Annotated in this window: 6 protein-coding genes; 5 read left to right on the top strand and 1 reads right to left on the bottom strand. The window is 72.4% G+C overall.

Annotation, left to right across the window (positions count from 1 at the left end; genetic code table 11):
- Positions 1-48 precede the first annotated feature (48 nt).
- The 3 genes from ACF1AK_RS22310 (at position 49) to ACF1AK_RS22300 (ending at position 4,648) form a co-directional block, all read left to right on the top strand.
- Positions 49-1,923 carry an ABC transporter ATP-binding protein gene (locus ACF1AK_RS22310; protein WP_391500551.1) on the top strand — a complete coding sequence of 625 codons (1,875 nt, stop codon included), beginning with the start codon at positions 49-51 and terminating at the stop codon, positions 1,921-1,923.
- A complete protein-coding gene (locus ACF1AK_RS22305; RefSeq protein ID WP_391500550.1) occupies positions 1,920-3,788 on the top strand; it encodes an ABC transporter ATP-binding protein in 1,869 nt (622 codons plus the stop codon). Before ACF1AK_RS22310 ends, ACF1AK_RS22305 begins: the two co-directional genes overlap by 4 nt.
- Before the next feature lie 107 nt (positions 3,789-3,895).
- The gene (locus ACF1AK_RS22300) at positions 3,896-4,648 is read left to right on the top strand and encodes a class I SAM-dependent methyltransferase (protein WP_391500549.1); all 753 of its coding nucleotides are present in this window, start codon (positions 3,896-3,898) and stop codon (positions 4,646-4,648) included.
- Positions 4,649-4,700: 52 nt separating this feature from the next.
- Here ACF1AK_RS22300 and glgP read toward each other — a convergent pair whose 3' ends face one another.
- Entirely contained in the window at positions 4,701-7,364 is a 2,664-nt protein-coding gene (glgP, locus tag ACF1AK_RS22295; protein WP_391500548.1) for an alpha-glucan family phosphorylase, read from the bottom strand.
- Between the two features lie 1,002 nt (positions 7,365-8,366).
- Here glgP and ACF1AK_RS22290 point away from each other — a divergent pair.
- Both ACF1AK_RS22290 and treS read left to right on the top strand, forming a co-directional pair.
- Positions 8,367-10,322, top strand: coding sequence for an alpha-1,4-glucan--maltose-1-phosphate maltosyltransferase (locus tag ACF1AK_RS22290; protein ID WP_391500598.1), 1,956 nt, complete (start codon positions 8,367-8,369; stop codon positions 10,320-10,322).
- Entirely contained in the window at positions 10,319-12,043 is a 1,725-nt protein-coding gene (gene treS / locus ACF1AK_RS22285; protein ID WP_391500547.1) for a maltose alpha-D-glucosyltransferase, read from the top strand. The genes ACF1AK_RS22290 and treS overlap by 4 nt, the downstream gene beginning before the upstream one ends.
- Positions 12,044-12,098 lie beyond the last annotated feature (55 nt).

Here is a 12,098-nt window from a genome sequence, read left to right as displayed (position 1 = left end):
TCGATATGCGGCTGAGCGATAGGGAGTATCCGGCCTATTCTCGCCACGATGGCCAAGAACCCAGTCCTTGACACAGCCACCGATTCCGTCGCAGTGCCCGGCACCGCGCCTCCCGCGCCCCGCCGTTCGACTGTGCGATCCCTCCTCCGGCTGTGGCCCTACGTCCGTCCGGTCCGCACGCGCCTGGCCGTTTCGGTGGCCGCCGCGCTGCTCGCCTCCCTCAGCACTCTGCTCGTCCCGATCGTCCTCGGCAGGATCGTCGACGGCCCGATCGCCGAGCACGACCTCGAAGCCCTCTGGCCCCTCGCGGCCCTCCTGCTCCTGCTCGGCCTCTCCGAGGCCGCCTTCTTCCACGCCCGCCGCGTCGTGCTCGCCCGGCCGCTGGCCGACGTCGAGACCACGATGCGCGGAGAGTTCTTCGGCAAGCTGCAACGCCTGCCGGTCTCCTTCCACGACCGTTGGGGCTCCGGCCAGTTACTCTCGCGGGCGATGTCCGATCTGCATGTCATGCGGACGTTCCTGTCGTTCCCGCTGATCTTCCTCGTCGTCAACACGCTGACCTTCCTGGCCGGCATCGCGCTGATGTTCACCCAGGACTGGCGGCTCGCCCTCATCACCCTCGGCCCCGCCCTCCCGCTCTTCCTGCTCACCCGCCGCTTCGAGTCCCGCTACTCCCTGGCCACCCGCCTGACGCAGGACCGCAACGGCGACCTCACCACCCTCGTCGAGGAGTCCGTCCTCGGCATCCGGATCCTCAAGGCCTTCGGCCGCCACCGCTCGATGGCCGAGCGGTTCCACGAGCAGTCCGCCGTGCTCCGCCGCACCGAGCTGGACAAGGCCGGCATGCTCGCCAACCTCTGGTCGATCGTCATCGGCCTGCCCGAACTCGCGCTCGGCTGCGCCCTCGCGGTCGGCGCCTACCTGGTCGCGCACGACGAGCTGAGCGCCGGCGCCCTCGTCGCCTTCCTCTCCACCGCGCTGACGGTGCGCTGGCCGATCGAGTCGCTCGGCTGGCTGATGGCCTACTCCAACGAGGCCGCCACGGCCACCGACCGCTTCTTCGAGGTGCTGGACGAGGCCGACGCCGAACCGGCCGAACCCGTCCGCCCGGCCCTGACCACGGTCCCCACCCCCCGGACCGCCCCGACGACCGTCACCACCCCCGACGGCATCCGGTTCACCGGCGTCCGCTTCCGCTACCCCGACGCCCCCGCGGGCACCCCCGACCTGCTCCGCGGAGTGGACCTGCACATCCGCAGCGGCGAGACGATGGCCCTGGTCGGCGCGACCGGCAGCGGCAAGACCACGCTGACCGCCCTGCTGCCCCGCCTCTACGAGGCCACCGCCGGCACCATCACCCTGGACGGCCGCGACATCCGCGAGCTGGACCGCTCGCGCCTGCGCGAACTGGTCGCGGTCGCCTTCGAGGACCCCATCCTGTTCTCCGCCACCATCCGCGAGAACGTGCTGATGGGCGCCCCCGACGCGGGCGACGACCGGCTGCGCGCCGCCCTCGAAACCGCCCAGGCCGGATTCGTCGACCACCTGCCCGAGGGCGTGGACACGCCGGTCGGCGAGCAGGGCCAGGGACTGTCCGGCGGCCAGCGCCAGCGCCTCGCACTGGCCCGCGCCGTGGTCGGCGACCCCGCCTTCCTGGTGCTCGACGACCCGCTCTCCGCGCTGGACGTGCACACCGAGGCGCTGGTCGAGCGCGCCCTGCGCCGGGTCCTCGCCTCCACCACCGCCCTGGTGATCGCCCACCGCCCGAGCACCGTGCTGCTCGCCGACCGGGTCGCCGTCCTCGCCGACGGCCGGATCGAGACGGTCGGCACCCACCAGGAACTGCTGCAGAGCTCGGCGCGTTACCGCGCACTCATGTCGGGCGAGGCCACCCTCGCCCCCGAGGGGAGCACCGCCCGATGACCACCGCCTGCGAGCCCGTCGACACCCGGACCAAGGAGGTCCGCACGCCACCGGCCGGGCTGTCCGAGGACGAGCTGCCGACCCCGCCGGCCGACGAGGAGGACATCCCCGTCCCGTCCGGCGCACCCGGCGCCCTGCTGCGCTCGCTGCTCGGCCCGCGCCGGGGCCGGATCGCCGCCGCGATGACGGTGATCCTGCTCCAGCAGGCCGCCCTGCAGTCCGGACCGCTGCTGGTCGCCCTCGCGATGGACCGCGGCATCCCGGCGCTGCGCGAGCACGACGCCGGCCCGCTGATCGCCGTGGTCGTCGCCTACCTGGGCTGCGCGCTGCTCGGCACGCTGCTCCAGTGGACGTTCATCAGGATCAGCGCCCGGGTCAACCAGGACGTCCTGATGGACCTGCGCGGCCGGATCTTCCGGCACACCCAGCGGCTCAGCCTGGACTTCCACGAGCGCTACACCTCGGGCCGGATCATCTCGCGCGCCACCAGCGACGTGGAGGCGCTGCGCGAACTGCTCTCCGAGGGACTCCAGGAGCTGCTGACGGTCTCCCTCTCGGTCTGCTCCATCTCGGTGATCCTGCTGGTGCTGGACTGGCAGCTCGGCCTGGCCGCGCTGCTCGCCTTCCTGCCGCTGTGGGTGATCACCCAGTCGTTCCGGCGCCGCTCCCGTCTGGTCTACCGGCGCTCGCGCACCGCGGCGGCCTCGCTGATCGTCCGCTTCACCGAGACCATGAACGGCATCCGCCCGGTGAAGGCGTTCCGCCGCGAGCGGGCCAACGACGCCGCGTTCGAGGTGGTGAACCGGCAGTCGGCCGACGCGACCGCCGACAGCCTGCTGGAGGTCGCCCGCTACGGGGGCCTGTCCCGGATGACCGCCAACATCTGGACCACCGGCGTGGTGCTGCTCGGCGCCTACCTGGTCACCGACGGCTCGACCGAGCTGGGCGTGCTGACCGCCTTCGTGCTCTATCTGCACCGGCTGTTCGAGCCGATCGACCAGCTGGCGATGTTCCTGAACAGCTACCAGTCGGCCGCCGCCGCGCTGGAGAAGATCGCCGGCCTGCTCGCCCACGAACCCACCGTGGCCGAGCCGGCGGAGCCCCGCGAGCTGCCGGCCTCGGCCATCAAGGGCCGCGAGGTGCACTTCGAGAAGACCAGCTTCGCCTACCGGACCGGCAAGGAGGTGCTGCCGACGTTCGACCTGGTGCTGCCGGCCGGGCAGACCGTCGCCGTGGTCGGTGCGACCGGCGCCGGCAAGTCCACGGTGGCCAAGCTGCTCGCCCGGTTCTACGACCCGACCGAGGGCCGGATCACCCTGGACGGGGTGGACCTGCGCGACCTGGCCGGACCGGAGCTGCGGCGCGGGGTGGCGATGGTGACCCAGGAGTCCTTCCTGTTCTCCGGCACGGTCGCCGAGAACATCGGCATCGGCCGACCGGACGCCACCCGCGCCGAGGTCGAGGCGGCCGCCCGGGCGATCGGCGCACACGACTTCATCGCCGAGCTGCCGGACGGCTACGACACCGACGTGCGCAAGCGCGGCGGGCGGATCTCGGCGGGCCAGCGACAGCTGGTCGCCTTCGCCCGCGCACTGCTCGCCGACCCGGCGGTGCTGATCCTGGACGAGGCCACCAGCTCGCTGGACGTGCCCGGCGAGCGGGCCGTGCAGCAGGCGATGCGGACGGTGCTGGCCGGACGGACGGCCGTGATCATCGCCCACCGGCTGTCCACCGTGGAGATCGCGGACCGGGTGCTGGTGATGGACCAGGGCCGGATCGTCGAGGACGGCACCCCGCGCGAACTGATCGACGGCGCCGGGCGCTTCGCCCAGCTGCACCAGGCCTGGCGGGACAGCCTGGTCTGACGCCGACACTCCTCTTGTAAGAGACCCTGGGCCCTTTCATCCATTACCGAAAGGGCCTAGGGTCGTTCCCGGGGCGGACCGCCCCCCGGCCCACGAGAGGAGCGACCATGGTCGACCGACACCACTGGGAGCAGTGGCAGCGCAGCTGGGACCGCCAGCAGGAGTGGTACCTGCCCGACCGCGAGGAGCGGTTCCGGGTGATGCTCGACGTCGTCGAGGCGGTGACCGGTCCCGCCCCGCGCGTCCTCGACCTCGCCTGCGGCACCGGCAGCATCACCGAACGCCTGCTCGCCCGGCTGCCCGGCGCCACCAGTGTCGGCGTGGACCAGGACCCGGCACTGATGACCATCGCCCGCGGCGTCCTCGGCGACGACGAGCGGTTCACCCTGGTCACCGCCGACCTGAAGGACCCGCGCTGGGCCGACGCCCTGCCGGCCGGCCCGTTCGACGCGGTGGTGACCGCCACGGCGCTGCACTGGCTGCCCGGCACCGCCCTGGTCCGGCTCTTCGGCGACCTGGCCGGCCTGGTCCGCCCCGGCGGGGTGTTCCTCAACGCCGACCACATGCCCGACCCGGCCGTCCCGCTGCTCAACGCCGCCGAACGGGCCCTGCGGCACGGCCGGCAGGAGCGCGAGAAGGCCGAGGGCGTCCTGGACTGGGAGAGCTGGTGGCTCGCCGCCGCGGCCGACCCGCTGCTCGCCGAGCAGGTGGCCGTGCGCAACCGGCTGTACGGCTCGCACGGCGACGGCGAGTCGCACCCGGCCGGCTGGCACCTCGAGCGGCTGCGGGAGGCCGGCTTCGCCGAGGCCGGGGTGGCCTGGCGCTCGGTCACCGACGCCCTGGTGGCCGCCGTCCGCTGAGCGGGCTCGGGAGGGGCGGCCAGCCTGCGCCGGCGCCCCTCCCGCACGGCGTTCAGCGCAGCAGTCCGGCATCCATCCCCGCCGCCTCGGGCGGCAGCGCCACCAGGCCCAGTTCGGCGGGCGAGGCCAGCCGGGGATGGGCCGGCAGCACCCGGACGGTGTAGCCGAACGGCCCGGTGCGGCAGAGCTCCAGGGAGCCCTCGTACCTGGTCCGCCCGTCGAGGTCGGGCCCGCCGACCGGCTTGAGCGCGAGCACCCGGGCGTCGGAGATCCGGTCGGACTCGTCGACCCGGCCGGAGACCACCTGCACCTCGACGTCGGCCGGCTCCAGGGGGCCGAGGGCCACCTGCACCCGCAGCGCCAGCGCGCTGCCCAGCTCCTGCGCCTCGTCGGGGCAGTCCGCCTCGACGTGCTCCACCCGGACGACCGGCCAGGCCTCGCGCACCCGGGCCTTCCACTCGGCCAGCTCGTGGGCGGCCCGGAACGCGCCCGTCCCCGCCAGCTCGCGCTGGGCCAGCGCGGCCGGGGCGTAGAGCCGTTCGACGTACTCGCGGACCATCCGCCCGGCCAGCACCTTGGGCCCGAGAGTGACCAGGGTGTGCCGGACCATCGCGATCCACCGGTGGGGCAGGCCGTCCGAGCCCCGGTCGTAGAACCGGGTGGCCACCTGGTCCTCGATCAGGTCGTAGAGCGCGGCGGCCTCGATGTCGTCGCGCCGCTCGGCCTCCCGGCTGTCCGGGTCGAGCACGCCCTCGCCGGTGTCGGCGGTGGGGATCGCCCAGCCGTTCTGGCCGTCGAACCACTCGTCCCACCAGCCGTCCAGCACCGACAGGTTCAGGCAGCCGTTCAGGGCGGCCTTCATGCCGGAGGTGCCGCAGGCCTCCAGCGGGCGCAGCGGGTTGTTCAGCCAGACGTCGCAGCCCGGGTAGAGGTGCTGGGCCATCGCCATGTCGTAGTCCGGCAGGAAGACGATCCGGTGCCGGACGGCCGGGTCGTCGGCGAAGGCGACCATCTGCTGGATCAGCCGCTTGCCGCCGTCGTCGGCCGGGTGGGCCTTGCCGGCGACCACGATCTGCACCGGCCGGGTCGGGTGCAGCAGCAGGGCGCGCAGCCGCTGCTGGTCGCGGAGCATCAGGGTGAGCCGTTTGTAGGACGGCACCCGGCGGGCGAAGCCGATGGTGAGCACGTCCGGGTCGAGCACCGAGGAGACCCAGCCGAGTTCGGCCTCGCCGGCCCCGCGCTGGCGCCAGGAGGCGCGCAGCCGGTCGCGGACCTCGTCGACCAGCTGGGAGCGCAGGGTGCGGCGCAGGTCCCAGACCTCGCTGTTGCCGATCCGCTCCAGCCCCGTCCAGCGCTGGGTCTCGCCGGTGGTCATGGCCTCCTCGGCGCGGTCGGCGCCGAGCTCGGCGGCGCCGAGCCGCACCACGGCCGGGTCGATCCAGGTGGCGGCGTGCACGCCGTTGGTGACCGAGGTGATCGGGACGTCCGCGGCGTCGAAGCCCGGCCAGAGGCCGTTGAACATCGAGCGGCTGACCTCGCCGTGCAGGGTGGAGACGCCGTTGGCGCGCTGGGCGAGCCGCAGGCCCATGGCGGCCATGTTGAACAGCTTGGGGTCGCCGCCGCGCCAGGTCTCGGCGCCGAGCGCGAGCACCTGGTCGACCGGGACGCCGGGCAGCGCGGTGTCGCCGCCGAAGTGCCGGGCGACCAGCTCCCGGTCGAACCGGTCGATGCCGGCCGGGACGGGCGTGTGGGTGGTGAACAGGGTGCCGGCCCGGACCGCCTCCAGGGCGGCGGGGAAGTCGAGGCCGGTGTCCGCGACCAGTTCGCGGATCCGCTCGACGCCGAGGAAGCCGGCGTGGCCCTCGTTGGTGTGGAAGACCTCGGGGGCGGGGTGGCCGGTGAGCCGCTGGTAGGCGCGCACCGCCCGGACGCCGCCGATGCCGAGCAGCATCTCCTGGAGCAGCCGGTGCTCGCTGCCGCCGCCGTAGAGGCGGTCGGTGACGTCGCGCTCGGCCGGCGAGTTGGCCTCGATGCCGGAGTCGAGCAGCAGCAGCGGGACGCGCCCGACCTGGGCCTTCCAGATGTGCGCGGCGAGGGTGCGTCCGCCGGGCAGGGCGAGGTCGACCCGGCTGGGGGTGCCGTCACCCTCACGGAGCAGGGTGACGGCGAGCTCGTCCGGGTCCAGCAGGGGGTAGCGCTCCTGCTGCCAGCCGTCCCGGTCGAGGGACTGCCGGAAGTAGCCGTGCCGGTAGAAGAGGCCGACGCCGATCACCGGGACGCCGAGGTCGCTGGCGGCCTTGAGGTGGTCGCCGGCCAGGATGCCGAGGCCCCCGGAGTACTGGGGCAGCGCGGCGGCGATGCCGTACTCGGGCGAGAAGTAGGCGATGGCGGCGGGCAGCGGGGCGGCGGCCTGCTGCCCGGCGCTCTGGTACCAGCGCGGGCCGGTCAGGTAGTCCCGCAGGTCGTCGGCGAGGTCGCCGAGCCGGCGCAGGAAGCGGCGGTCGGCGGCGAGCGCGGCGAGCCGGGCGGCGGGGACCTCCCCGAGCAGCCGCACCGGGTCCTCGCCCGTCGCGGCCCAGACGTCCGGGTCCACGGACCGGAAGAGGTCCCGGGTCTCGGGGTGCCAGGACCAGCGCAGGTTGAGGGCCAGCTCGTGCAACGGCTGGAGTTGTTCGGGCAGGACGGTGCGGACGGTGAATCTGCGGATTGCCTTCACGGCGTGAAGCGTAGCCGCGGCGGATGGCATGATGGTGCGTCAGTTGGGCTATTCGGCATCCGTTCGGCCTATTGATGAGATCGCATTCGGCGCATTGGTCTGCACGGGGGGCGCGCGAGGCGCACGTCCCGCAGGGCCGCGCCACCAATGCGTGAACACCGCGGAACCGCTCCATTTCCGTCGGCGGACCCGCACCCGATCGTCTCTGGAACTCCTGCCGTACCGCTGCGGAATCGGGGTCACCGGTGCGAGGATGAAGCACGGTCGTCGATGCTGCGGGGTGTGCGGAGACGGGTGGCGTTCCCCCGCGAAGCAGCACGTCCGAAACCTTTTCGCATTGACCGTTCCTCATCCTGATTGGTCCATTCGGCGCCCATCGAGGGTCGCCGCGTGTCCTCGCCCCGGCCCTGCTCGTTCACGGGTGGGCCGGGTCGTCCGGAGGCGCCCCCGCGGAGGCGTGCGCCGGAACGCGCGCGGGCTCTCGGGCTCTCCGTCACGGGCCGAGCGGGAGCGGGGCAGGTTGCCCGGAACGGCGGCGCGGGCAGGCTTCCGGTCGCACGTCCTCCCCACCCAGCAGTCCCCCCGGTACTCCCCTGGCCGTGCCGGCCCGCGGGAGCTGCCGCCGATCTCGGGCAGGAGTTTGGCATGCACGGCGACACGCGGGACCAGTCCACACCGGTGGCCGACACCCTCGACGCAGCGGTCGCGGAATCCGCCGGACGGATGGATTCTGACACTCGGACAGACGCGGCGATGCCGGGGCCCCGGGGTGCCGGGGCTATCCGTACGGAGCGACCGGACGAACCGGCCCGGCGACCCGGGGCCGACGAGAGCCGGACCGCACCGGGGCCGGACCCGGCCGAGGCCCCGCGCAAGCGCACCACCACCCGCCGCAGCGCGAACGCCGCCGACCCCTCCGCGGCACGGCCCGCGGCCGGGCGCGCCCGCGCCAAGCCCGCCGCTCCCCGCAAGACCGCCCGCCCGACGACAGAGAGCGACACCGTGATCGGCCGCATCCCCGTCCTGGACGTCAGCCCCCTCGTAGACGCCGGCCGCCGCCCGGCCAAGGCCGTGGTGGGCGAGACCTTCCTGGTCAGCGCGACCGTGTTCCGCGAGGGCCACGACGCGGTGAACGCCAATGTCGTGCTGCGCGACCCGCGCGGACGCAGCGGTCCCTTCACCCCGATGCGCGAGCTGGCCGAGGGCACCGACCGGTGGGGCGCGTACGTCACCCCGACCGCCCCGGGCCGCTGGTCGTACCTGGTGGAGGCGTGGTCCGACCCGGTGGCCACCTGGCGCAGGGCCGCCGCGGTCAAGCTGCCGGCCGGGATCGACACCGCGCTCGTCCTGGAGGAGGGCGCCCAGCTGCTGGAGCGCGCCGCCGCCGGGGTGCCCAAGAAGGACGGCCGGGCGGTGGTGCTGGCCGCCGCCGAGGCGCTGCGCGACCCGGGCCTGCCGCCGCTGTCCCGGCTGGCCGCCGCGCTCGCCCCGGAGGTGCTGGAACTGCTCGGCCGCTTCCCGCTGCGCGAACTGGTGAGCGCCTCCCGGCCGGCGCCGCTCCAGGTGGACCGGCAGCGGGCACTGTTCGGCTCCTGGTACGAGTTCTTCCCCCGTTCGGAGGGTGCGGTGGTCGACCCGGCCGGGGTGGAGCCGCCCCGCTCGGGCACCCTGCGGACCGCCGCCGAGCGGCTGCCGGCGATCGCCGCTATGGGCTTCGACGTGGTCTACCTGCCGCCGGTCCACCCGATCGGGCGAGCCTTCCGCAAGGGCCCGGACAACACCCTGACGGCCGGTCCGCACGACGTCGGCTCGCCCTGGGCGATCGGCTCCCCGGAGGGGGGCCACGACGCCGTCCACCCGGACCTCGGCACCATCGAGGACTTCGACCACTTCGTGGCCGAGGCCGGCGCACTGCACCTGGAGGTGGCGCTGGACTTCGCGCTCCAGTGCTCACCGGACCACCCGTGGGTGAACAAGCACCCGGAATGGTTCAGCCACCGCGCGGACGGCACCATCGCGTACGCCGAAAATCCGCCGAAAAAATATCAGGATATTTATCCGATCAACTTCGACCAGGACATGGACGGAATCGTCAAGGAGACGATCCGGGTCCTCCGGTTCTGGATGGCGCACGGCGTACGGATCTTCCGGGTCGACAACCCGCACACCAAACCGGTGGTCTTCTGGGAGCGGGTGCTCGCCGACATCGCCCGCACCGACCCGGACGTCCTCTTCCTCGCCGAGGCCTTCACCCGCCCCGCGATGATGCACACCCTGGGGAAGATCGGTTTCCACCAGTCGTACACGTACTTCACCTGGCGCAACAGCAAGGCGGAACTCACCGAGTACCTCACCGAGCTGACCGGCGAGGCCGCCGCCCACATGCGGCCCAACTTCTTCGCCAACACCCCGGACATCCTCCCCGCCTTCCTCCAGCACGGCGGCCGGGCCGCCTTCGCGATCCGCGCCGTGCTGGCCGCCACCCTCTCCCCCAGCTACGGCGTGTACGCCGGCTTCGAGCTCTACGAGAACGAGCCGGCCCACCCCGGATCCGAGGAGTACCTGCACTCGGAGAAGTACGAACTGCGCCCCCGGGACTGGAGCCGCACCGACACCCTCGCCCCGCTGCTCACCGTCCTGAACCGGCTGCGCCGCCGTCACCCGGCCCTCCAGCAGTTGCGTTCGCTGCGCTTCCACCCCACCGACAACGACCAGGTGCTCGCCTACTCCAAGACCGCCCTGACTCCCGACGGCCTCACCGACCACCTCATCACCGTGGTCAACCTGGATCCCCATCACGCCCAGGAGGCCACCGTCACCCTGGACGGGGACGGGCCCTTCGCGGTCCACGACGAGCTCACCGGTGCCGCCTACACGTGGGGCCGGCACAACTACGTCCGGCTCGACCCCTCAGCCGAGCCGGCCCACCTCCTCACGGTTCGGAGGAACCCAGCGTGACAGTGAACGAGCCCGTCCCCGACACCTTCCCCGAGACCTCCGAGAAGAACTTGGACCCGGAGTGGTTCAAGCGTGCGGTCTTCTACGAGGTGCTGGTGCGGTCCTTCCAGGACAGCAACGGCGACGGGGTCGGGGACCTCAAGGGGCTCACGGCCAAACTCGACTACCTGCAGTGGCTCGGCGTCGACTGCCTCTGGCTGCCGCCGTTCTTCGCCTCGCCCCTGCGCGACGGCGGGTACGACGTCTCCGACTACAAGGCCGTGCTGCCGGAGTTCGGCGACCTCGCCGACTTCATGGAGTTCGTGGACGCCGCGCACGCCCGCGGCATGCGGGTGATCATCGACTTCGTCATGAACCACACCAGCGACCAGCACCCGTGGTTCCAGGCCTCCCGGGAGGATCCGGACGGCCCGTACGGCGACTTCTACATGTGGGCCGACGACGACAAGCAGTACCCCGACGCCCGGATCATCTTCGTCGACACCGAGACCTCCAACTGGACGTACGACCCGGTGCGCAAGCAGTACTTCTGGCACCGGTTCTTCTCCCACCAGCCGGACCTCAACTACGACAACCCGCGGGTCCAGGACGAGATGATCGCGGGCCTGCGCTTCTGGCTGGACCTCGGCATCGACGGGTTCCGGCTGGACGCGGTGCCGTACCTCTTCGCCCGGGAGGGCACCAACTGCGAGAACCTCCCGGAGACCCACGAGTTCCTCCAGCGGGTCCGCAAGGAGATCGACGCCAACTACCCGGACACCGTGCTGCTCGCCGAGGCCAACCAGTGGCCGGAGGACGTCGTCGACTACTTCGGCGACTTCGCCTCCGGCGGCGACGAGTGCCACATGGCGTTCCACTTCCCGGTGATGCCGCGGATCTTCATGGCGGTCCGCCGGGAGTCCCGCTACCCCGTCTCGGAGATCCTCGCCAAGACGCCCAACATCCCGCACGGCTGCCAGTGGGGCATCTTCCTGCGCAACCACGACGAGCTGACCCTGGAGATGGTCACCGACGAGGAGCGCGACTACATGTACGCCGAGTACGCCAAGGACCCGCGGATGCGCGCCAACGTGGGCATCCGCCGGCGGCTCGCCCCGCTGCTGGAGAACGACCGCAACCAGATCGAGCTCTTCACCGCCCTGCTGCTCTCCCTGCCCGGCTCGCCCGTGCTCTACTACGGGGACGAGATCGGCATGGGGGACAACATCTGGCTGGGCGACCGCGACGGCGTCCGGACCCCGATGCAGTGGACCCCGGACCGCAACGCGGGTTTCTCCTCCGCCGACCCGGGCAGGCTCAGTCTGCCGCCCATCATGGATCCGGTGTACGGCTATCAGGTGACCAACGTCGAGGCGCAGCAGAGCAGTTCGAGTTCGCTGCTGCACTGGACGCGTCGCATGATCGAGATCCGCAAGCTCAACCCGGCGTTCGGCCTCGGCAGCTACACCGAACTGCCCTCCAGCAACCCCGCGGTGCTGGCCTTCGTGCGCGAGCACGAAGGGGACCTGGTCATGTGCGTGAACAACTTCTCCCGCTTCGCGCAGCCGACCGAACTGGACCTGAGGCAGTACGGCGGGCGGTATCCGGTCGAGCTGATCGGCGGGGTGCGCTTCCCCTCGATCGGTGAGTGGCCGTACCTGCTCACCCTCGCCGGCCACGGCTTCTACTGGTTCCAGCTCCGCAGGCCCTCCAGGCTGAGCGGAACCAGGCGGTCGAAGTAACGATCCGGCACCCGTCGCAGACCCCACCGAAGCCTCCGGGGGCGCGAATTCGCAC

Origin of the sequence: Kitasatospora sp. NPDC015120 (genome assembly GCF_043080305.1) — a bacterium.
Classification (GTDB): domain Bacteria; phylum Actinomycetota; class Actinomycetes; order Streptomycetales; family Streptomycetaceae; genus Kitasatospora.
This window is presented reverse-complemented; position numbering and strand designations above follow the sequence as displayed.